Annotated in this window: 19 protein-coding genes, 1 tRNA gene and 2 pseudogenes; 12 read left to right on the plus strand and 10 right to left on the minus strand. The window is 68.2% G+C overall.

The window, feature by feature from the left end:
• Nucleotides 1-66 precede the first annotated feature (66 nt).
• On the plus strand, nt 67-693 hold the full coding sequence (locus tag ACTMS9_RS29330; RefSeq protein WP_441166519.1) for a TetR/AcrR family transcriptional regulator: 627 nt from the start codon (nt 67-69) through the stop codon (nt 691-693).
• 123 nt (nt 694-816) lie between these two features.
• Nucleotides 817-1,164, plus strand: coding sequence for a hypothetical protein (locus tag ACTMS9_RS29335; RefSeq protein ID WP_441166520.1), 348 nt, complete (start codon nt 817-819; stop codon nt 1,162-1,164).
• A gap of 223 nt (nt 1,165-1,387) precedes the next feature.
• On the opposite strand, the gene ACTMS9_RS29340 is transcribed toward ACTMS9_RS29335, so the two are convergent.
• The 3 genes from ACTMS9_RS29340 to ACTMS9_RS29350 all read right to left on the minus strand — a co-directional run bounded on the left by ACTMS9_RS29340 (nt 1,388) and on the right by ACTMS9_RS29350 (nt 4,442).
• On the minus strand, nt 1,388-1,801 hold the full coding sequence (locus ACTMS9_RS29340) for an SUKH-4 family immunity protein (protein WP_441166521.1): 414 nt from the start codon (nt 1,799-1,801) through the stop codon (nt 1,388-1,390).
• Nucleotides 1,802-2,043: 242 nt separating this feature from the next.
• The gene (locus tag ACTMS9_RS29345) at nt 2,044-3,555 is read right to left on the minus strand and encodes an SMI1/KNR4 family protein (RefSeq protein WP_441166522.1); all 1,512 of its coding nucleotides are present in this window, start codon (nt 3,553-3,555) and stop codon (nt 2,044-2,046) included.
• A gap of 122 nt (nt 3,556-3,677) precedes the next feature.
• Entirely contained in the window at nt 3,678-4,442 is a 765-nt protein-coding gene (locus ACTMS9_RS29350) for a phosphotransferase family protein (protein ID WP_441166523.1), read from the minus strand.
• A gap of 30 nt (nt 4,443-4,472) precedes the next feature.
• Here ACTMS9_RS29350 and ACTMS9_RS29355 point away from each other — a divergent pair.
• Nucleotides 4,473-4,758, plus strand: a pseudogene (locus tag ACTMS9_RS29355) (transposase); the annotation flags it as partial.
• 191 nt (nt 4,759-4,949) lie between these two features.
• Here the strand turns inward: ACTMS9_RS29355 and ACTMS9_RS29360 are convergent.
• Complete coding sequence (locus ACTMS9_RS29360; RefSeq protein ID WP_441166524.1) at nt 4,950-5,456, minus strand: MarR family winged helix-turn-helix transcriptional regulator; 507 nt, start codon at nt 5,454-5,456, stop codon at nt 4,950-4,952.
• A 125-nt stretch (nt 5,457-5,581) separates the two neighbouring features.
• Here ACTMS9_RS29360 and ACTMS9_RS29365 point away from each other — a divergent pair.
• Together ACTMS9_RS29365 and ACTMS9_RS29370 are read left to right on the plus strand one after the other, a co-directional pair.
• Nucleotides 5,582-6,556, plus strand: a pseudogene (locus tag ACTMS9_RS29365) (alkene reductase); the annotation flags it as partial.
• A gap of 108 nt (nt 6,557-6,664) precedes the next feature.
• The gene (locus tag ACTMS9_RS29370) at nt 6,665-7,576 is read left to right on the plus strand and encodes an NADP-dependent oxidoreductase (RefSeq protein WP_441149328.1); all 912 of its coding nucleotides are present in this window, start codon (nt 6,665-6,667) and stop codon (nt 7,574-7,576) included.
• Between the two features lie 350 nt (nt 7,577-7,926).
• Here the strand turns inward: ACTMS9_RS29370 and ACTMS9_RS29375 are convergent, their stop codons facing one another.
• Nucleotides 7,927-9,129, minus strand: a complete 1,203-nt coding sequence (locus ACTMS9_RS29375; RefSeq protein ID WP_441166525.1) for a helix-turn-helix domain-containing protein — start codon at nt 9,127-9,129, stop codon at nt 7,927-7,929.
• Nucleotides 9,116-9,292, minus strand: coding sequence for a hypothetical protein (locus ACTMS9_RS29380; RefSeq protein WP_441166548.1), 177 nt, complete (start codon nt 9,290-9,292; stop codon nt 9,116-9,118). The genes ACTMS9_RS29375 and ACTMS9_RS29380 overlap by 14 nt, the downstream gene beginning before the upstream one ends.
• A 131-nt stretch (nt 9,293-9,423) precedes the next feature.
• Here ACTMS9_RS29380 and ACTMS9_RS29385 point away from each other — a divergent pair, with 131 nt between their 5' ends.
• Both ACTMS9_RS29385 and ACTMS9_RS29390 read left to right on the plus strand, forming a co-directional pair.
• A complete protein-coding gene (locus tag ACTMS9_RS29385; protein WP_377605979.1) occupies nt 9,424-10,185 on the plus strand; it encodes a helix-turn-helix domain-containing protein in 762 nt (253 codons plus the stop codon).
• A gap of 1,095 nt (nt 10,186-11,280) precedes the next feature.
• On the plus strand, nt 11,281-13,830 hold the full coding sequence (locus ACTMS9_RS29390; RefSeq protein ID WP_441166526.1) for a tetratricopeptide repeat protein: 2,550 nt from the start codon (nt 11,281-11,283) through the stop codon (nt 13,828-13,830).
• 544 nt (nt 13,831-14,374) lie between these two features.
• Here the strand turns inward: ACTMS9_RS29390 and ACTMS9_RS29395 are convergent.
• The gene (locus ACTMS9_RS29395) at nt 14,375-14,788 is read right to left on the minus strand and encodes a cyclic-phosphate processing receiver domain-containing protein (RefSeq protein ID WP_441166527.1); all 414 of its coding nucleotides are present in this window, start codon (nt 14,786-14,788) and stop codon (nt 14,375-14,377) included.
• Nucleotides 14,789-15,339: 551 nt separating this feature from the next.
• Between ACTMS9_RS29395 and ACTMS9_RS29400 the strand changes: the two genes are divergently transcribed.
• Genes ACTMS9_RS29400 through ACTMS9_RS29410 form a run of 3 tightly spaced genes read left to right on the plus strand, consistent with a single transcriptional unit; the run spans nt 15,340 to nt 18,322 of the window.
• Nucleotides 15,340-16,908: a replication initiator gene (locus tag ACTMS9_RS29400; RefSeq protein ID WP_441166545.1), complete on the plus strand. Its 1,569-nt coding sequence runs from the start codon at nt 15,340-15,342 to the stop codon at nt 16,906-16,908.
• Complete coding sequence (locus ACTMS9_RS29405; protein WP_113973362.1) at nt 16,905-17,102, plus strand: excisionase family DNA-binding protein; 198 nt, start codon at nt 16,905-16,907, stop codon at nt 17,100-17,102. Before ACTMS9_RS29400 ends, ACTMS9_RS29405 begins: the two co-directional genes overlap by 4 nt.
• Nucleotides 17,102-18,322 carry a tyrosine-type recombinase/integrase gene (locus ACTMS9_RS29410; protein ID WP_441166528.1) on the plus strand — a complete coding sequence of 407 codons (1,221 nt, stop codon included), beginning with the start codon at nt 17,102-17,104 and terminating at the stop codon, nt 18,320-18,322. Before ACTMS9_RS29405 ends, ACTMS9_RS29410 begins: the two co-directional genes overlap by 1 nt.
• Before the next feature lie 77 nt (nt 18,323-18,399).
• On the opposite strand, the gene ACTMS9_RS29415 is transcribed toward ACTMS9_RS29410, so the two are convergent.
• Together ACTMS9_RS29415 and ACTMS9_RS29420 are read right to left on the minus strand one after the other, a co-directional pair.
• Nucleotides 18,400-18,471: transfer RNA gene (locus tag ACTMS9_RS29415), tRNA-Val, on the minus strand.
• 105 nt (nt 18,472-18,576) lie between these two features.
• Nucleotides 18,577-19,212: a TIGR02611 family protein gene (locus tag ACTMS9_RS29420; RefSeq protein WP_441149289.1), complete on the minus strand. Its 636-nt coding sequence runs from the start codon at nt 19,210-19,212 to the stop codon at nt 18,577-18,579.
• Nucleotides 19,213-19,505: 293 nt separating this feature from the next.
• Between ACTMS9_RS29420 and ACTMS9_RS29425 the strand changes: the two genes are divergently transcribed.
• Nucleotides 19,506-19,937, plus strand: coding sequence for an SsgA family sporulation/cell division regulator (locus ACTMS9_RS29425; protein ID WP_007457244.1), 432 nt, complete (start codon nt 19,506-19,508; stop codon nt 19,935-19,937).
• Nucleotides 19,938-20,007: 70 nt separating this feature from the next.
• On the opposite strand, the gene ACTMS9_RS29430 is transcribed toward ACTMS9_RS29425, so the two are convergent.
• Nucleotides 20,008-20,787 carry an SDR family oxidoreductase gene (locus ACTMS9_RS29430; protein WP_441166529.1) on the minus strand — a complete coding sequence of 260 codons (780 nt, stop codon included), beginning with the start codon at nt 20,785-20,787 and terminating at the stop codon, nt 20,008-20,010.
• Between the two features lie 138 nt (nt 20,788-20,925).
• On the opposite strand from ACTMS9_RS29430, the gene ACTMS9_RS29435 reads away from it, so the two are divergent.
• Nucleotides 20,926-21,816: a helix-turn-helix transcriptional regulator gene (locus tag ACTMS9_RS29435; protein WP_441166530.1), complete on the plus strand. Its 891-nt coding sequence runs from the start codon at nt 20,926-20,928 to the stop codon at nt 21,814-21,816.

A 21,816-nucleotide genomic window follows, 5' to 3' on the forward strand; every position in this document is an offset into this window, starting at 1 on the left:
ACCGCTCCTTCCGTCGGAACACAAGATCGATGGCTTAAACATAGCATCGCTATGTAATATGGCACCATGGCCAGGACCAAGGATCCTGCGGTCCGTACGCTGCTGATCGAGCGGGCCGCGCAGATGTTGCGAGCCCGCGAGCCGGTCACGCTGCGCTCGATCGTCGCGGGTACCGGCGTATCGACCATGGCCATCTACACCTACTTCGGCGGGATGGACGGCTTGTGGCGAGCGATGCGTCAGGAAGGATTCACTCGATTGGCCGCCAGGCTTCGAGCGGTCCCGCTGTCCGCGGACCCGGTACGAGACCTCGCCGCCCTCGGGGCGGCATACCTGTCCAACGCCCTGGTCAACCCCGATCTTTACCGCGTCATGTTCGACGCCGGGTTCGAGCTGGAAGACCCCGCGGCCGCGGACGAAACGCTGCACCATCTCGTGACCACAATCGAGCGAGCCAAGGACCTCGGACGGTTCCGCCCCGACGCGGACGCGACGGCTTTGGCCACGCAGAGCTGGGCCATCGGACACGGCTTGGTGTCCCTGGTGACCACCGGTCCACTGCAGCGCCAAGCGCTCGACCACGGCGCACCCATGCTCACCGCGTTGTTCACCAGCTACGGCGATGAATCAGACACCTGCCGTCGCTCGGTCGAACTCGGCTGGCACCCCTACCCTCACCCCAGCGACCCTTGACATCCGCTCATCGGCACGTCCGGACGCCGCGCTCCGTGGCAAACGGTCACGCTCTGTGGCGCGGGCTGCGGCAGATGCGGACGTCGCTGGGCTGCCAGTGAGCGGCGTGCGATAGTCGCGGGCGTGACCTTTCCGCTGGAGGTGCTGTCCATTGCCGTCGCGGCCCGCGCCGAGACTTGGGCGCACCTTGAGATGCGCTGGCACACGCGTCCGATCCAACCGGACTACGGCAAGCCAGTCGTGAGCGTCGAGTTCGAGTCTTCGGCGTGGCTCACCGAGGTCATGGTCTGGGGCACCGGCGAGGGGGAGCTAGCAACGGTCCGCCTGGCCGACGACAGGATCGCCAACAAGCACTATGAGCTTGCCAGTCACAGCGATCTCGAAGAACTGCTCGATGAGTTCGTAGGTCTGCTCGTCCACGACACGATTCCCGCCGCAGTCGTCGCCCAGTCGCCGGGAACGCCGGCCTGAGCGAACACGCCGATGCGGCGGCTTCGAGCGCCGCCAGCCGCCGCTACCGGAGCCATCCTGCCGCGGCAGGCTGACAGAACCCATTAGAAGAGGATGTCTGCATCGATCAGTAAAGCCACCGGTCGAGCACTGCGGGCCAGAAGTGGGCATGGTCGCCGTTCCCGAACGCGGGCGGGTCAAGGGCCGTGATCCGCTCCAACAGGTCGGCGAGCTCCGCGAGTGCTTACTCTTCGGCCTGTACGTCTTCGTCCCAGCGGCCGATGACGGTCGAGCTAGTTAGCCAGCCACCGACCAGGTCCAGCGAGCACAGCCAGTGGTTGATCGTCGAGTTGACGAACCTGGCGCTGCCGTCCGACGACCATACCTGCACCTCGCCGGTCCCCGGCGCGGCGCCGTACACCCAGTCCAGGTCGTCGAAGTGCGCCAACCGGTACATCGTCGGCTCGGCGTGGAATGACACCGCACCCACGAGGTCATCGATCAGCGGTACACCACAGGAGACCAGCGCGGCCTTCTGCGGCTCGGGAAGCCGCCACGTTGCCACGTCCAGCTCGGCGGCACGCACCACCCGCCCAGCACCGGCCCAAGCCGTGACCGCTTCGAACGCGGGAGGCAACGGAAGATCATCAACGGGCACGCCAATGAGGGTAGTCCGGGCAAGGTTTCAAGCACGCAGTGTTCTGTAGTGGCTAGGCATCCGACCATCGGCATGCTCGGCTGTGCCTCACCCGCTGGGCTGCCAACGCCCGACCAGCGGCGACGACGACGACCTTCGCAGGGCCGCGAGTCGGTACACCGCGTCGCGACCCTGGTTCGTGGCCCATCCGTGGTGGTCGGACGGACGCTTGCCGTCCAGCACTCGCTGCCGGCCCCGCCCGCTCACCGCTGCCCGGCGGCTCCTCGCAGCCAGTCGGCCCACTGGTCGGCTTCCTCCAGCCGGGCGAACCCGTTCAGTGCCGCGGCCGCCAGCCCAGCCGGCAGCGGACCGTGCTCGCGCAGTTCCCGCCACTGGGCCAGGTTGAGTTCCAGCACCCGGAGGCCGGGCAGGTCCGCGATCCGGTGCAGGTCGCTCACGTTGGCCCCGGACAGGTCGAGGTGGGCGAGGGCCGGCAGGCTGGCCAGCGCCCCGATCGTGACCGGGACGCGGGTGGCGAGCTTCAGTCCCCACAGGGTCGGATGCCCGCCGAGCGGCGGTAGGTCGATCTCGGCGGCGTCGATCGACAGCCACTCGACCGGCACGCCGGGCGACACGGCCGCCGTGACCGCTGTCGCACGGTTGATCGAGACGCTGCGCAGGCGGCGGAGCGGCGCGAGTTCCGCCAGATGGAGGGCTGCCCCTTCGTTGAGGTAGAGCTCCTGCACGTCGAGTCCGGCGACGACGTCGGCGGTCCGCCGCTCGCCCACCCGCTCTGAGTGGCTGTACTGCGGATGGGCCGAGGCGCGCCGCGGAGTAGCGTCGTCCCGCAGCGCCCCGAGCACGTCGTGCAGCGCCGCCGTCACGGACTCGGCGACATACCCCGCCGGCCCGTAGAAGTCCCTGCCGTACTGGATGATCTGCCCAGAGGTTCCTTCCGGCCCGGGATCGAGGTCAACCATGCAGTAGTTGCCGCCCCAGTCGGTGCCGACCTTCACCCACCAGTCGTTGCGGGACACCCGCCGCACTCGGCCTGGCGGGTGCGCCTCGTAGACGACCGGGAACACCGCGAACAGATCATCGGAACCCAGGGCGGCTCCGGACCCGCCGTCCAAGTGCTCCGCCACCACGGCCTTCAACGGCAGCAGTGCTCCCGCGCCGAGCAGCCCGCACTCCTCATCGTTGGACACGGTGCGGTACAGGGCCCGAAGGTCCTCGGGCAGCCGCAGGCCCATGGCCGCCTCGGCGGCGCGGATGTCCTCTTCCGAATGCCCGGCGCCGAGGTCGGGCGTGCGCCCCGTCTTCCGCATGTACTCGGTCACGAAGTCCGCGACGAGGGCGCGGATGGTGGCGAGGACCTCCGGGTCGGTGGGCCGGTCGGTGACCGCGACACCGGGCGGCGCCGGCATCGGCGAGACCGGGTGGTTGGGGTGTCGGTAGTCGGGGTCGAGCACCAGCCGCAACGGCGCCACTGTGGGCAGGTCGAAGGTGTACCGCAGCTCCGCGCGTCCGGCCCCGTCGCGAGCAAGTTCGACGACGATTGGGCGGTCCTCCCCGTCCGGGCGCAGCACCTCGTCCACCCGGCGGAGCAGGTCGTGCATGGTGAACCCGGTGTTTGCGAACGTCGACCGCCCTGCGGCATCGAACGTGTGCAGCGAGCTGCCGGCCCCGGGGCGGTGACACCCTTGCAGGACCGCCACGCCGGTGCCGGCCAACGCCGACGCCATCTCTCCCACCAGCCCCTGCAGATCCACCATCGCCGATTCCCTCCCCATGATCCACGAACAAGATAGCGACGCACTGTTCTCGGCATGATCGGACGGCACCACAACATGCGCAGATCGCGAACGGCACTCGTGGCAGGCGGGCTCGTGCAGCCTCACAGCCGGGATTTCAGCACGTCGACCTCGCAGCCTGGCGCGGCCGGGTCGAAGCCGTGTTCTACCAGCCAGCGGATCGCCAGCAGGCTTCGCAACGACCACCACGCGCGGATGACGTCGAGGTCGACGTCGGTGCCGTAGCCGGCGAGGACGTCGCCGAGGTGCTCCTCATGCCCGAGCGTCAAGATGGCGAGGTCGTACAGGGCATCGCCCTGGCCCGCCTCCGACCAGTCGAGCACGCCGGTGATCTCGTCGTCGTCGACGAACACATGGGCGATCTGCAGGTCGCCGTGCATGAACACCGGAGTCCACGGCCGAAGCGCAGCCTCGGCAACCCGGCGGTTGCACGTGACCAGGTCAGCGGGAAGGACGTCGTTCGTGACGAGCCAGTGGCACTCACCGTCGAGGCGCGACGCCAACTCGTCGAGGCGGCGACCGGGCCAGGGCGGCAACGGCGCGTCGTGCAGCATCCGTGCGGCGGCACCGGCCGCAGCCCACGCCGCCGAAGACGCGGTCGACGGCTCGCCGAGGCGGCCGAGCGCCCTCCCGGAAAGGGCGGCGAGCGCGAGCACGGGCGGCTTCCGCCACAGGATCTCCGGAGTAGGGATCGGCGCCATAGCCATCGCCTCGACCTCGGCATCGGCGCGACTCTGATCAGCGTCGATCTTCAGGAACACGTCACCGACGCGCAGGGTCGCGCGCTCGTGATGGGCGACGACGACCTCGACCTCTTCCACGTCGGCCAGTGTCGCGGAGATGACCACCGATGTCACCGGTCTATTGCGTGCGACTACCGCGGCTACGACCACGACAAGTACCGGCGCCTCCCGCGCCCGTGGGATCACCCCGGTCATCGCCCGCCGCGGCACCGACCACGGCTCCGGACTCGGCCAACGGCGCTGGGTCGTTGAACGCAGCTTCGCCTGGCTGCACGCCTTCAAACGACTCCGCACACGCTACGAGCGCCGCGCCGAACTCAAACTGAAACGATCTCTTAAGCGTGAAGTGCTGGTTGGTGCGGAAGTCGGTGCCAGCCGCATGAGCGGCCGTGGCGCGCCAACGTCTTGGCGGGGAAGCTGAGGTGGTCGGCGAGACCGCCGCCCGGCTGCTGGCCACGGCCACGTGCAGGTGGAGCAGTCCCGGCCACCGGTCCCCGCGTCAGGCAGCCGGGCGCCGGGACCCGCTGCCCTGCAGACCAATACCAGCAGTCCGACCTGGCAACGGACATGATGTTGCTGTCCGCGCCGTGGCACGTCGCTGGCCCTGACGACTCAACCTCGCTGACGGCCGGCGCTGCGCTCCTGGTTCGGCTCGTGCGCCGTGAGGTTGTCCTCCAGTTGGTGCATGACCCGGAGCGCTTCGCGCTGTTCAGCCGGGGTCATGTCCCCGACCGTACGGCGTTCGAGGTCTTCCCAGATGCGTTCCACCTGCTTGCGGAGGACGAGGCTGGCCGGGGTGGGTTCGACGCGGGTGGCGCGGCGGTCGTCGGGGTCGGGGACGCGGCGTACGTAGCCGGCCCGTTCGAGGCGCTGCACGGTGCGGGTCATGCTGGCCGAGTCGGTGTCGAACTCGTCGGCGAGGTCGGTCTGGCGCTGCGGCCCCGACTCCCACAGTCGCTTCATCAGCAGTTCCTGGCCGGGGTGGAGCCCGACATCGCGGAGCAGTTGGCCGGCGAGCATTCGGTGGGTGCGGGCCAGCCGGAAGATCGCGTGGCTGATCGGCCCGCCCGCCGCGACGCCGGGCGGCTGCCGCTCGACCGGCACGTCCTCTGCGCTCATGCCTACCAGATTAGCTGTTCGGGTCAGATGTGGCAGCAGTCACCTGCTGTTACAAGAAATATTTCGGCTGCACCGCGCATTTACCTGTCTAGGACAGCTAATCTGACGTCGACGGGAGTTGCCACATGTCAAGAGCATTCGAACCAGTCGCCATCGGCCGCCACACGGCCGGCAGCCGGGTGGTGATGGCCCCGATGACCCGCAGTCGGGCGTACGGGCCCGGAACCAGCCCGACGGAGCTGATGGCGACCTACTACGCCCAGCGCGCTGGCGCGGGGCTGATCATCACCGAGGGCATCCAGCCGTCGGCGGTCGGGCAGGGCTACCCGGACACCCCGGGGCTGCACACCGCCGAGCAGGTCGCGGCCTGGCGGCCGGTGACCACGGCGGTGCACGATCGCGGCGGGCTGATCTTCGCGCAGCTCATGCACACCGGCCGGATCGGCCACCCCAGCGTCTACGAGCAGGAGCTGACGCCGATCGGCCCGTCGCCGGTGAAGGCGGCCGGCACGGTGTTCACCCGAGACGGCTTGAAGGAGTTCGTCACCCCGCGGCCGCTGGACCGCGCCGGCATCGCGCAGACCATCGACGCCTTCGCCGCAGCGGCCCGCAACGCCGTCGCCGCCGGCATTGACGGGGTGGAGTTGCACGGCGCCAACGGGTACTTGTTGCACCAGTTCCTCTCCACCAACGCCAACCAGCGCGACGACGAGTGGGGCGGCAGCGTCGCCGGACGCATCCGGCTCACTGTCGAGGTTGCGCAGGCCGTCGCCGACGCGATCGGCGCCGACCGAGTCGGGCTGCGCATCTCCCCCGCCAACCCCTACAACGACATCGTCGAGGAGGGGCACCGGGAGACGTACGTGGCGCTGCTCGGCGCGCTCGACCGGCTCGACCTCGCCTACCTGCACGTCGCCGAGGGACCGGACACGGAGTTCACCGGCCACCTGCGCCGGCGGTGGAATGGTCCGCTGATCCTCAACCCGTACACACCCGGCGCGTACACCGGGCCGGAGGCGCTCAAGCTCGTCGAGACCGGCGCCGCCGACCTGGTCTCCTTCGGCGCACTCTCCCTGGCCAACCCGGACCTGCCCGACCGGCTCAGCACCGGCGGTCCCTTCAACGTCCCCGACTACGGCAGGGCCTACGGCGGCGACCACCGCGGCTACACCGACTACCCCACTCTCACCGACGACAAGGAGACAGCGATGAAGGCCATCACACTCGACACGTTCGGCGGCCCCGACGTGCTGCACATCGCCGAGGTGCCGCTGCCGGCGCCAGGGCCGGGCCAGATTCGGGTCCAGGTCCGCGCCGCCGGGGTCAACCCCCTCGACGGCAAGATCCGCAGCGGCGCGATGGAGGCGCTCTTCCCGACCCCGCTGCCTGCCGTACTCGGCATCGAACTGGCCGGGGTGGTGGACGCGCTCGGCGACGGCGTGACCGATGTCGCCGTTGGCGACCGCGTTTTCGGCTGGGCCGACGCGCCGACCGGCTCGTACGCCGAGTACGCCCTCGCCGCCACGTACGCCCGGCTCCCCCACGGCCTGGACTTCCCCGCGGCGGTGACCCTGCCGGTAGCGGTCGAGACCACCAATCGCGTGCTCCACCAGCTCAAGGTCACGCCCGGGGAGACCCTGCTCGTGCACGGCGCGAGCGGTGCCGTGGGCCAGGTCGCCGTGCAGATCGCCATCTCCCGCGGAGCCACGGTGATCGGCACCGCCAGCGAGAAGAACCAGGATCGCGTACGCGCCCTCGGCGCCGTCCCGACCGTCTACGGCCCGGGCCTGGTCGACCGGGTACGCGCCCTCGCCCCCAACGGCGTCGACGCGGTGCTCGACACCGCCGGCAAGGACGCCCTGCCCGACTCGATCGAGCTACGCGGCGGCACCGACCGCATCATCACCCTCGCCGACCCCGACGCGCACCGCCTCGGTGTCGCCTTCGCCACCGGCCCGGACCAGCGCTCCGCCAGCGATCTCGCCGCCTTCGCCGACCAGCTGGTTCGAGGCGAGGTGAGCACGAACGTCGCGGCGGTCTACACGTTCTCTCAGGCCGCCGAGGCACACCAGCTCAGCGACGGCGGCCACGCCGGCGGCAAGGTGGTCCTGGTTCCCTGATCCGTTACGGACGCCGCTGTTCGTCCATACGGGAGGATGCCGCCTAACCGGGCGAGTTCCGCGCATCCGAGGCCCACATTCCCAATCCGCTCCCAATTTAGGGGGCAACAGCGCGGAAGCCCGTTACCGGCCGAACCGGTGACGGGCTTCCTACCTACGTATATCTATGGTGGCGATACTGGGATCGCACCAGTGACCTCTTCGGTGTGAACTCTCGGCATGCCGGTCGGACCGGGCTTGGTGCGAGGTCAGAGGGCCTGGTTGCGTGCTGCTCGGCTTGGTTCGGCTGGCACGGTTGCTGTACTTCTCTGCTGTACTCCCCTGCCTCGTGCAAATGACGCTCTCACCGCTCAGCCCACCCCAAGCGTGGCGGCGAGCTGAGCGATCCTGGTCGGGGCGAGGGGATCACGGGCAACCTCGGCAAGGATGTCCCAGGCGGCGGGCCGGTGCACGATCTCGGCCGGTGCGATGCGCTCGGCCTCGGTCAGCACGCGGGCGGCGTTGCCCGCATCGTCGAGGTGCAGGTAGGCCCGTGCGACGTTGAGCAGGTGCGCGGCGCGGTGTTCGGCGGGTAGCCACCGCCAGCCGGGCCGCAGCTTGGTGGCCTTCTCGTGCCAGGCGATCGCATCACACGCGTCGCCAGTTTCGACGGCTGCCGCGGCGTGGGCCAGGTCGACGGCGGTGGGCCCGAAACCGGTGCGGTGATGGTCGTACCCGTCGCCGACCTGCTCCGCCATGCCAGCGGCCTCGTCGATCAGCTCGCTGGCGGCGGCCTCGTTCCCGTCCTGTGCCGCGGCCAGACCGGCTTGGATGAGCAGTGCCCCGCACAGGGACAGCTCCGCCGGCGTGCCGTGCTCGATGACGGGCGGCGCGATCCGGTACGCGGCGGTGAGCATCACCGACTTCGCCTCCCGCACCCGCCCGAGCGCGCGCAACACCTGGCCGAGTTGTACGGCTGCGGCGGCCACCAGGTCCCGGTCCCCGGTGGCGGCGAGCATCGCCCGGTCAACAGCCAACCACGCCAGCTCCGCGTCTCCGAGTTTGACCAGCAGAGCGGCGGTAACCCGGTACGCCTCCACGAGCGGCACCCGGCCCGACACAGGGGCCTGCGCATGGGTGCGCTGCATATTGGTGAGCAGATTCGGTACCAGGTCGATCACCTGCGGGTAGCGGGCGTACTGGAACGTCGTCCACGCATATCCCACGTCCCGCAGCATCCGGTCCACCGGTAGCACCGGGCGATCCACTGGCTTGCCCAATGGGATCTCGTACCGCGATAGCGACGCCCTAATCCGGTCGACGCCGTCGGCGCGTTTCGTTGCCTCGGCCGCCTCGGCGTCACGGCCGACCAGAGCGGCGGCGTCGATGCGGAGCACGCGGGCGATCTCCTGAAGCGTGGACAGCTTGTCCAGCGACCGAACGCCCCGTTCGACTTTGTCGACCCAGCTTTTCGACTTGCCCAGTCGGTCGGCGAACACCTGCTGCGACAGCTTCCGTCGCCCACGCCAATACGCCACCCGCCGCCCGACCGGCAACAGCTCAACGCTGCCCACGACGCCACCGCCCATCCGGTGTAGCCCGGGTGGTCTCCTCCACCGGGATCCGATCGGCCTCCGCCTCGGCGAGAAGCCGCCGCTTGGCCGCCTCCCGCTCGGCCGCCTGGATCTGCTCGCCCCGGCTCACCGCCGGCTCGTCGCCCTTACCCGGCATGCCCACCTCCGCCAGTGAAACGCGGCGGCGTGCCGACCGTCGCAGGACCACACTGACGCCGGGATGTCACCTGCCGCGACGACACAAGAACCGACAACTCGGCCACTCAGCCGACGACATTAAGGCGACACGACGCTATGGTGACGGTCATGGCCGCCCCCAACACCGCCCTACGCGCCGTCCGCACCGGAATGCGCATGAGCCAAGACGACTTCGCTCGCGCGCTCCAGGCCGCCGGCCACCGCGTCGGCGAGCCCAACGACGCCAACAAGAGACTCGTCCAGCGTTGGGAGTCCGGCGCGATCGCTGCACCGCGCCCCGTCTACGCACGCGCGCTGGAAGTCGTCACCGGGCTACCCATCTCACTGCTCGGCTTCGTCGCAGTGCCCGGCGGCCACGTCGCCGACGACGAACACGGGGGCCACGACCTGACATCTCCCCTGTCCAGCCTGGCCACGCCCACGCCGGCGACCAAACTCACCACGGCCCACCAGTCGTACGAAGGCGTGTGGCTCAGCCGCTACCAGTACTACTCCAGCGGCCGAGGAGACTCCTTCGCCGGACAACACTTCGTCGTGATGCTCCAGCACGGGGACCGACTGACCGCGCGCAGCCTGCCCGGATCGGCGTCGTCGTCTCTCTCACTCGACCTGACCGTGGACGGTGCCGTCGTCACCGGCACCTGGGTCGAGCAGACCGACCCCACCGGCTACTACCGGGGCGCCAGATACCACGGTGCAATCCAACTCATCGCCGAGCCCACTGGCCGGCGGATGGCCGGGAAGTGGATCGGCTTCGGCAAGGACATGGACGTGAACACCGGCCCGTGGGAGCTTGTCTTCCAGGACGCCTCGACATCCAAAGCGACGCTTGACCGCTACAACACGTCCGCGACATAGCGCGCTACTGCCCAGGAACCTGCGACCCCTCGCTTGTAAGTCTGGGCGCTCCGTCCGGCAGGGTCCGTCCACGTCTGTAACCTCGGACGGTTGAACGTGCTCGGCAGCCAGCGGCTGCCCGCGTCGTGGCTAGTTGCTGTCAGCGCTGCTGCCGCACACGGTTTAGGAAGCCTGTAACGCTTGCCCTGCAGACCCTCCTGCTACCAGGGCAAACGTCTGACCTCTTGCCAGCGCTGCGCTTGATCATTCCGCGCATGTTCCGGATCTTGCTGTCTCGCCTGTTCGTTCGTCCTGCCAGGTCCGTTGGCGTTGGTGGCCGGGAGTAGCCGGACATCAAGCTCGCACTCGTTCATGCCATCCGGCACTGTTGCGGCCACCGTTGCCGTCGATGGCGAATCCCGCCTTTCGCCTGCCTCTTTGCGAGTGAGCCAGCGGCCGTGGGCTGTAGCCCAGGAACGCCGCAGGCAACGACCCACCCTGTCGGCTATGCGACACAGTAGAGCTTCGGTCCGATGCCCCCCGAACCTCTAGGCCTCTCCGCGCAGGTCAAGGCGGGTGCGCCCTGCAAAGATGCTGCCCCACACCAGAGAGCCTCTGAGCTCGGCGGCTCGCTGGCGCTTCCGACTGTTGCACCGCTGGTGTACTGATGGGGAATGGACCTAGAGGCTACCCAGGTCGCGTCGGCGGTTGTTCCGTTCGTAGTGGCCGCTGTGCATACCTATGGCACGCAAACACTAGAAAAGATCCGGGACAGGGCCATAGATGGGGCGTCCGACGCGTCAGTCGACTGGGGGCGCAGGTTGCTTGCGCGGCTTATAGGCGACGGAGAAACGCGGCCGGCCATCGAGGAGGCCGTCCTCGATCTGCAAGCAAAGCCCGAGGACGACGATGCAACCGCAGCGCTGCGGTTGCAAATTCGGAAGGCATTAGCCGAGGATCCAAGATTGCTTTCTGATGTGTCTGCGCTTCTACATGCTACCCACTCGGCTTCAGTGTCGGCCACTAACTTCCACGTCACCCAGAACGCCACGAGCTTCGGAAACTCGAAACAGGCAATTGTGGGATCCGGCACACAGCACGTTACCTTTGGTCAACATGAACACTAGTCATAACGCGCTCGATCCATTGAAGGATATCGAGCAGACGGTTTTGACCCTTGGCCACGGTCAATCTGCCGCTCTTGGGCATGGCATTCAGAATATCTATTATGGTATTCATTCTTCTTCCCCCCTGCCCGCATCGCATATAACCATCTCCCCTCCGCTCGGTCGACTTTCGAAAGAACGGCCGCTACGAGGCCGCCACGACTTATTTACCGGCATTCAAGGCGGGTCCGGGGAAGGTCGGGTCGAAGGAGTGCACGTCATATGCGGGCTCGCCGGCAGCGGAAAAACGAGTGTTGCATTAGAGATTGCAGCAAAGAGCATCGAGGCCGGCATTCAGACATGGTGGATCTCAGGAAACAATGCTAGCAGCCTTGCAATGGGAATGCGATCGCTGGCCAGCAGGATCGGCGTCACTGATATTGAGTTAACCCACAGCGATCCAGCCGATGCTCTATGGCGCCGACTCAGCCAACTCAATCAGCCCTGGTTGCTTATCGTTGATAACGTCGACAATCCGTCAGCCCTCGATGGCGGAGGCAACAGTTTCGTCGACGGAACGGGATGGGTGCGCCCGATTGTAGGACGGAATGGCGGGGTCCTGATAACCAGCAGGATGGCCGCCCCCTCGGTTTGGGGATCTTGGTGCTCCATCCATCAAACAACGATGTTGAACGTAGACGATGGCGCAAAGATGTTGTTTGACTACGTGCCGTCGTCGGCTGGAAGCATCGACGACGCCCGGTCCCTTTCCGTCCGACTCGGCGGTCTCCCTCTAGCGATTCGGCTCGCCGGCCTCTACCTCGCTGAAACGAGCGGGATTCCATGGCCAGAACCTGGTTCTATCGCAACGATCGCGAAGTACCAGAGGGCAATGGACGAGGGTCTCATCCCGGATGCCGAAAGCCGGGATGTCTTCGCTCACGCATGGCACCTATCGCTGCAATTGCTAGACGATCGGGGCGTTCGATTCGCGCGACAGACACTTTACCTCTTGTCTCTATTTGCCGAATCACTATTCCCGTTCCGCGCACTGCTTCATCCACCAACCCTTGGCGAACAGACACCATTCCAAGGAATCAGCAGCGCCGGCCTCTGGAAAACAATTAACGCCTTAGCAGACCTCGGCATGGTTGATCTGGTGCGATTCGACGCGGAGCAGGAAGCGCCCGAACATCTTCGAATTCATCCAGTGGTGCGGGATGTCACGCGGATCGGGGATCCACCCCTTGCAGATACGGCAACATATCTCGAGACGGCGGCTCGTCTTGTACGACGAGCGGTTAAAGACGCCAATCTAGAGACAGCTCAAGATATTGAGAGTTGGAAGGTGTGGGGGGACCTAACGCCACATGTCATGTTATTGAGCCGCGCCGCATCGTCTGCCGATTCGACAGTAGCGGCTATTCGAGAACTGGACCCAGCCTGGTGCACCTTCTCGGACTACCTGATCGATCGTGGAATGCAGGCCGATGCGGAAGAATTGGCGCGGATATCCATCAGAGCGACTGAGCAACAACTGGGTAGTCAGCATGGGGTGGTCCTACACCGTCGCTTTCATCTGGCTCTCATATTGGCACAGCGCTCCAAGTACCAGGAAGCGGACGCCGTATTTTCAGCACTTCTACCGGACTACGAGCAGGCATTCGGGTCAAACTCCGCTAGGTTCCTAGATACGCGACATAGGTACGCCGATTTCCTTCGTGAACGGGGCGAGTACGCTAAAGCCGAACGCATTCTGCGCGTGGTTCTCGCAGCCGAGAGCGATCTTCGCGGCGAGAACGACCCGTCTACTTTGTTGACGAAGGACTGTCTGGGAAGGATTCTCCGAGACAAAGGCGACCTTCAAGCATCGCTCAAATGCTATCGGGAAGTTTTAGACGCGAGAACAGCCCTCCTCGGGCCAGATCACGATGATACGATGCACACGCGCCACCATTATGCGCACACATTGGCAAACATGGGCCAATTGATCGAGGCCGAGGAGCTACACAGACAACTGCTTGACGATTACATTTCAAAGGACGGGATTGAGTCTCCGTCAGTTCTTCACGGCAGACATTGCCTAGCGCACTTGCTTGCCAATAGAGGTGACCTAGTCGAAGCTATCGACCAAGTAACGATTGCTTTCGAAGTTCGGCGTAGGATCTATGGCGAAACTCACCCCGACACTCTTGAGGTGCGAAGCTGCAGGGCGTCGCTTCTCACCAAGCTAGAACAACCGGAGGCGGCGGAGCGCGAGCTAATTACCGTTATCAAGATGCTCGAAGAGACGCTCGGCCATGAGCATGTACAGACCTTGAGTGCACGCCACGAGCTAGCTCACGCCATTTCCAATGCAGGTGACTCATTTGCCGCACAGCAAGCCTTTTCTCGGCTGTATGCCCTGCAACGCAGAGCCTTAGGCCCTGCTCACGCCCATACCCGGGCGACAAAGTACTGCCTGGAAGCCGAGAAGCGTCGGGCGTCAGCGCGCAGCGGCTCTTTTCCCTTACATGGCGGTGGCAAGTCTTCGGGCCGCAAAAAGGGCCGCAAGAAGTGACGGTCACCCATCCCGTCTGCCATCGACCCGCCTCCTGGGGAGCGGGCCGCCGCCCGGCCCGCCACGTCAAGCGGACCTTGACGGCTCGTACGGACGCTGGCGGACCGGGCGGTGGTCTGCTCGGCTTGCCCGGGTCGATGGCAGGCGGGATGGCCACCCGCAACCACCCACGGACCCGACGGCTGCCGACGATCTTCGGCCATCCTGGAGCCGGAGCGCCCCCGCCGGAGGCGCAGTAACCGCAACCCCGCGACCGCCGCCAGCTCGCCGACGCGGCCGGCGTGCGCTCCCCTACGCCGCGCGGGCTTTGGCCGCGCGGCCCGGCCGGCTGCCGGCTCACCACACCCGGTCAACGGTCTGTCGTTTTGCGGCGGCCCTCCGGGGCTTCCCGCTCTCCGCGCCAGCCGCCGAGCGTGTTGCGTGGCCGGAGCGGAGCGGCAGCGGAGTGCAGGCCGCGCGCCCTGGCGGCGGCGCGTGCGGCCCGTTCAGGGCCGCCTTGAATAGACGTACAGAAAGTTCTCCCACACCGGGCGGCAGCCGGCTGTCAGCTGCTGCGGATCGCCGAGGGAGCGGGCATGGATTGCCCGCCGCTACTTCGATGGGGCAGGTAGCCGACCTGCGGTGCCCCGGTCACCGAGCGGACGTGGTATCCCCACCGGCGCAAGACCTGCGCAATCTTGGCGGCACCAGCAGGGTTCGCCGAGTGGACGTACACCACGCCGATATCGAACGGGTGCTCCTCGAACGCGGCCTGCTCCAACACCTCGACAACAGGCCAGATCGTGTCGTCCCCGCCGAGGTCGTGATCCAGCCATAGCTCGTCCAACCACTGTCCGCGGTGTCGCTCCAGCGCCTCGATGCCCGCCGCGCTGGTGCGCGCCACCTGCGCGACCCGGCCGTCGACAAACGAACGGAGGTCGTCAACCAGCAGGATTCGCGGCGGCTTCTCGGTAACCACGGCGCCATCCTTCGCCCACTATCCCGGCAGCGCCACCGCAATGGAGGCCAGCATCGGTCGTCGATAACGGCGGGTTGACGTGTCGGTACCCGGTGCTACTCTGACGCTCGTCGAGCGTCCCAGCGCGGCCTTCCTGCCGGATCGCTGGACTCGATGTCGGAGATGCCGAACGGCCTTCCTGCCGCTGATGCTGGCCACGTCCCGCCGGCTCTCGATCACACCGGCCGCTGTGCCGGCTCCCTGAGTCCGTTGAGCGGCCCAGTACGGCCTTTCCTGCCGTCCACGATGGCCCGGATTCGCTTATCTCCACGGTTGGGGCAGCCTGCGGCAACTCGCCCGATGCCGACTTCCAGGCTCCCCACCCGTGCCGGTTTCACGACGAGAAGGGACATGACCTATCGGCGGGAAGTGGCACCACCCACGAACCCGCCCTCCGGCGTCAGCCGCCCTCGGCGGTGCCAGGAGACACGACGAACACCACCAGCGGACATGCGTCGACGGCTGGTGGTGCTTCGTCTCCCGTCCCTGCCGCCCCCCTTGAGGAGGAAGTCCTGTCCACGCCGCTCGACCTGTACCGGCCCGCGCTCGCCGCCGGCCGTGACACCCAAGCCCTGCACCGCGCCGCGATGCCCGCGTTCTCCGGCTGGCTGGAGCACACCGCTCCCGCCGGCGGCTGTGCCCGCCCAATCCGTCTCACTGGCACCATCGCTGCCGTCGAGAAGGCCACCGGCCGGATCACCCGCCAGTTGCACACCGACGAGCTGCCTGACCAGGCGCTCTACAAGGCGTGCGGCAACCGCCGCGAGTCGCAGTGCCCGGACTGCGCCTGGGTCTACCAGGGCGACGCCTACCAGGTGGTCCGCTGTGGCTTGACCGGCGGCAAAGGCGTCCCCGCATCGGTCGGCCGGCACCCGGTCGTTTTCGCCACCTTCACCGCCCCGTCCTTCGGCGCGGTCCACCACCGGCACATCCCCCGCCACACCTGCGCCGCCCGCCAGCGCTGCGACTGCCGCCCCGCTCCCTGCCGCGCCCGCAGCATCGCCGGCACCTGCCAGCACGGGCAGCCCGCGGCGTGCTTCGCCCGCCACGACGCCAACGACCCGCGGCTCGGGCAGCCGTTGTGCCTGGACTGCTACAACCACGACCACCAGGTCGTGTGGAACTACTTCTCCGGGGAGCTGTGGCGGCGCACCAAGCAGGCCATCGAACGCCACCTCGCCGCCCTCTGCCGCCGACGCGGCATCCCCCTCGTCCGGGTTGTCACCGCCTCCGGCAAGGCCCGCTCGGTGCCGCCCGTGCGGGTGTCCCACGGCAAGGTCGCCGAGATGCAGCGCCGGGCAGCCGTTCATTTCCATGTCCTGCTGCGCCTCGACGGCGTCGACCCCGACGACCCGGACGCACCCTTGCCGCCGCCGGCCGGCATCACCGTCGACCACTTGGAGGCAGCCGTCCACGCCGCTGCCCGCCAGATCACCGTCACCACACCCCCGCATCCCGACCAGGAACGCGGCTGGGTGGTGGCCTGGGGCGAGCAGGTCGACGTCCGGCGCATCAACAGCGCTGGGGACGAACTGACCGACGGCAAGGTTGCCGCCTACCTCGCCAAGTACGCCACCAAGGCCACCGAAGCCACGGGCCGCTCTTTCGCCCGCCTCACCCCGGCCACCATCGATGACTACGCCAACCCGGAAGGCGACCACCTCGCCCGCCTCATCGACGCCTGCTGGCACCTCGGACGCCCCACCGGCACCGACACAGCCAGCGGCGCCGCAACGGCCGACACCCGTCAAGGCAGCCTTGACACCGAATTGAACGCCTACGCCGGGCTGCGCCGCTGGGCGCACATGCTCGGCTTCGGCGGTCACTTCCTCACCAAAGCCCGCCGCTACTCCGTCACCTTCGGCCTGCTCCGCGACACCCGCGCCACCTACCGCCGCGCCGAGGACGACGACCCCACCGACACCGTGACGGTTGGCGTTCTCACCTACGCCGGCTCCGGATGGCTCACCGAAGGCGATGCGCTCCTAGCCAACACCGCCGCCGCCCAGCGCCGGCAGGCCAGACGCATCGGCCGGGAAGAACTCGCCCACGAGGCCTGGCTCATCGGGGCCGCCGCATGAGCCGAGACCTCACTCCCCGCTGGTACTCGCCCGCCGAGGTCGCCGTCCTGCTCGGCTTCGGCATCTCCAAGGTCAAGATGAAGATCGCCACCGGCGAGCTGCGCTCCATCAAGGACGGCAAGTACCGCCGCATCCTCCCCGAATGGGTCGACGACTACATCCGCGACCAGGTCGAGCGCCAGGAGGCCGCCTGATGCCCGGACGCGCACGAGCCAACGGCGAAGGCTCCATCTTCCCTTACCGCAACGGCTTCGCCGCCTACGTCTGGGTCACCAAGCCCGATGGCAAACGCACCCGCAAGTACGTCTACGGCAAGACCCGCGAGGCCGTCCACGACAAGTGGATCAAGTTGCACCAGCAGGCGAAACAAGGGCCGGTGGCGACCAGCGTCCCGACGGTCGGCAGCTTCCTCACCTACTGGCTGACCGAGATTATTCAGCCGAACAGGGCACCGTTGACCTACGCCACATACGAGACGTTCGTCCGCCGCTACATCGCACCCGGCCTCGGTGCCAAGCGGCTCGACCGGCTCCAGTCCCGCGACGTGCAGACCTGGATCAACCAGGTCGCCCGCACCTGCCAGTGCTGCGCCCAGGGCAAGGACGCCGCACGCCCGAAGGACAAGCGGCGCTGCTGCGCGGTCGGCCGCTGCTGCCAGGCCGTCCCGTCCCCACGGACGGTCAGCGACATCCGGGCCGCGCTGCGGGCCGCCCTCACCCACGCCCAGGCCGAAGACCTCATCACCAAGAACCCGGCCGTGCCGGTCACCCTCGCCACCGTTCGCCGCCGCAGGGGCAAGTCGTGGTCGAGCGACGAGGCCCGCAAGTTCCTCGAATCGGCCCGCGCCGACGAGGATCCGCTCTACGCCGCCTACGCCCTGGTCCTCGTCACCGGCCTCCGCAAAGGCGAAGCCCTCGGGCTCACCTGGGCAGACGTCGACCTCGACGCCGGAGAACTGACCATCGGCCGCCAACTGCAACGCGTGCGCGGGCAACTCCTGCACCGGGACACCAAAACCCAGGCGTCCGACGCCACACTCCCCCTGCCCGACATCTGCCTGACGGCGCTCAAGCTGCGGAGCGAACAGCGCGACGAGGCACGAGCAGCCGCCGGCAAGGCTTGGCACGAAACCGACCTGGTATTCACCACCCGCTATGGCACGCCCATCGAGCCGCGCAACTTCCAGCGTTCGTGGCAGACGAGGTGCGACAAGGCGGGAGTCAAGCCGATCACCGTCCACGACGCCCGGCGTACCTGCGCCACACTCCTGGCCGACCTCGACGTCCACCCGAGAGTCGCCATGCAGGTCCTCCGGCACGCCCGCTTCTCCGTGACCATGGAGATCTACACCCAGGTATCGACCAAGGCGACCAGAGACGCACTCAAACGCCTCGGTGATTCACTCGGCCGCTGACGGAACTGCTGTACTTAGCTGCTGTACGACAGCAGAAAGGCCACCTCCCGTTTCCGGGAAGTGGCCTTTGACCTGCGTGGGCGATACTGGGATCGAACCAGTGACCTCTTCGGTGTGAACGAAGCGCTCTCCCGCTGAGCTAATCGCCCTCAGCGCCGATGACTCTACCTGATCGTGTGAGCGGACCGGAAATCCGGGTCCCGCGCGCCGCACCCCCACCCGCCCGCGCGCCGCACCCGGCGCCGCAACCCGGGTCAGTGCGTGGCGAGGTAGTGCAGCAGCCGGGCCACCAGGTCGATGCCGAGGCTGTACTTGAGCGAGAGCCACACCACCGTGGCGACGAAGATCAGGCCGACGGATCCGAGGGCGACGCGTACCGGCAGGGACCGGGAGGTGGCCCAGCGGGTCCAGGCATGGACGTGCCGTCGGGTGAAGGCGAGCAGCCGGCGGGCCCAGTGGAACTCGACGGCCCAGATGGCGAGGCCGCCGATCACGATCAGCCAGCCGGGGCCGGGCAGCGGGATCAGGGCGAGGCCGACGGTGACCACCAGCGCCCCGGCGATCGCGATGAAGATCTTGAGTGCGACCCGGCCGGTGGGGTTGGCGCGGATCAGGTCGAGACTGGTCCGGACCCGCTGCCGGAAGCCGGTCGGCGGGCGATCAGCAAGGGCGGTGCCGGCGCCACCGGAACCACGGGTGGGACGGCCGGCGCCACCGGCCCGGACGGGGCGCGAGGCGGCGCCGCGGGCAGGCGCGCGACCTCGACCGGAGCGGCCGCCGGCGGCAGGCCGGCCGGTCCCGTCGTGCTGATCCTTCGGCACCGCGTTCCCCCGCCTTTCGGCTGCTCGGACCCCTACTTTCGGTGAGTCGGTCGCGGTCGCCGCATCCATTGAGGATCGGTTCGTGACCATTTCACCCCCCAGTGTCGCCTCGGCCCGTCACTTGCGCAGACCACTGGACGTTACCGGAGTAAGTCGACGACTGAGCCACCCGACGCCGGGCGGGATCACGCACTGGGCAGACCGGAAATCGTACAAGAAGTTTCACATTCTGGCGGCGCTTCCGAGGCACTTCCCACCACTGGGTGAAGTCAGCGTATGGCGGAGCGTAGCCAGGAGTAGCACCTGAGTATGGGAAAAGCGGGACACGCGCGTTCCGCAGCGGTGCCGGGGGGAGAACGTCCATGAGTGTCATCCGACCGACGACCGTAGAGGTCGAGACGTCGCTAAGGCTCGTCGCACCTGACGCCACCGCCTTGCCGGTGCGTGCCAGTCTGCGTTACGACCCTGCTGACCCGTATGCGGTCCATGTCCTGTTCCACGCCGAATCCGCCGGTGGCGAGGCCGTCAGTTGGTCCTTCGCCCGCGAACTGCTGGTGACCGGTCTCGACGAACCGGCCGGCATCGGCGACGTCCGGGTCTGGCCCTGGGCCACCCCGCGCGGCGACTTCGTCGCGCTGGCGCTGTCGTCACCCGACGGCAACGCGCTCTTCGAGGTGCCGCGCAGCGTGCTGGTGCGCTTCCTGCGGCGAACCTACGTCGTCGTCCCGCGCGGCCGTGAGGCCGAGCACCTCGACGTCGACACGGCGGTGAACCGGCTGCTCGCCGGCCGCTGACCCATCCGATCGGAGCCGCGTGGATCTGCCGAGTCCGCGCGGCTCCGGCTCACCCGCGACCGGGTACGCCTCAGCCGTGCGTGGTGAGGCCGCCGTCGACGGGGATCACCGCGCCGGTCAGGTACGCCCCGGCGCGCGACGACAGGTAGATCGCCGTGCCCGCCATGTCCTCCGGGCGGCCGATCCGGCCCAGCGGCACCTGCTGTTCGATCGCCGAACGGGACGCCGGGTCCTGCAGGGCGAACGCCATCATCTTGCTCTCGAACGGGCCCGGGGCGATCGCGTTGACCGTGATCTGCTCACCGGCCAGTTGGTGGGCCAGACTGCGGGTCAGCATGTGCACCGCCGCCTTGGTGGCCGAGTAGGCGTACACCTCCATGAACGGCACCCGGATGCCGTCGACCGAGCCGATGTTGATCACCCGGGCCGGGTCGTCGGCGCTGGCTGCGGCGCGCAGCGCCGGCAGCAGCGCGGTGGTGAGCCGGAAGACCGCCTTGACGTTCACCGCCCAGAGCTTGTCGAACGCGCTCTCCGGGTACGCCTCCAGCGGCGCGCCCCAGGTCGCGCCCGCGTTGTTGACCAGCACGTCGAGCCGGTCGCCGGTGCGCTCCCGCACGGCCGCGGCCAGCCCCTCGGCCCCCGCGTCGTGGCCCAGGTCGGCCGGCACGCCCTCGCACCGCCCTTCGGCGGAGAGCTTCTTGGCCACCGCCGCGCAGACGTCGGCCTTGCGGGAGGAGACGATCACTCGGGCGCCGGCCTGCACGAAGCCCCGGGCGATCATCAGCCCGATCCCCCGCGTGCCGCCGGTGACCAGGACCGTCTTGTCGGCGACCGAGAACAGCTCCGTCATGCCCATCCCTCGCGAGTCGGTGGACCTACCGCTCGGTAACGTAACCGCGCCTCCGACCGGGGACAACCCCGCGTACGCGACACCGCGGTCCCGTCGCCGGGATGCGACCACCCCCACCTCCGGTTACCGTCGCAGGTGATGGTCCCTTCCGGTCAGCTCTCCCCGGCAACGCACCCCGACCTGCCCACCGCCGAGATCGACCTGCTCGACCTCGGTGACCTCGCCTCCGAGCCCGGGTGGCGCCGCCCGACGCTGCTCGACGCGGATCTGCTGATCCTGGTCACCGGCGGCCACGGCACGGCCGAGCTGGACTTCCGCCCGCTGCCGTGCCGGCCGGGCACGCTGCTGCGGGCCAGCCCCGGCCAGGTGCTGCGCTGCAGCCCGCAGCTCGACGCGACGGTGGTGCGCTGGCGCGGCGAGACGCTGCGCGGCCTGGACGTCGACCCGGACGCCGTGCCGACCCACCACCAGCTCGCCGGCGAGGACGAGGACGCGGTGATCAACGAGGTCAGCCAGTTGGCGGTGGACAGTCGCCGGCACCGCGCCAACCCGGCCGCCCGGTCGCTGCTGCGCCACGAGTTGGCCGTACTGCTGCTGCGCCTGGCGCTGCTCCCCACCGACCACCCCGGCGGGGCCGACGGCGGGCCGCACCGGTCGGAGCTGGTCACCTTCCACCGGCTGTGCCGGGAGATCGAGCGCGGCTACCAGCACACCCGCCGGGTCGAGGACTACGCCGCCCAGTTGGGCTGCTCGGTGCGTACCCTGACCCGGGCCTGCCTGGCGGTGACCGGGCGCAGCGCCAAGCAGGTGGTGGACGAGCGGGTCGCGCTCCAGGCCAGCCGGCTGCTGGCCGCCACCGACGAGCCGGTGGCCCGGATCGGTCGCCGGCTGGGCTTCCCCGAGCCGACCAACTTCGGCCGCTTCTTCACCCGGGAGGTCGGGGTGAGCCCGGGGGCGTTCCGCGCCGCGCGGGAGCAGCCGCTGCGCCGGATCGTCCGGCAGCGTCGGCCCGCCGACCCGGCGGAGTGA

It is taken from the genome of Micromonospora sp. L31, from assembly GCF_052068075.1.
Taxonomy (GTDB): domain Bacteria; phylum Actinomycetota; class Actinomycetes; order Mycobacteriales; family Micromonosporaceae; genus Micromonospora; species Micromonospora purpureochromogenes.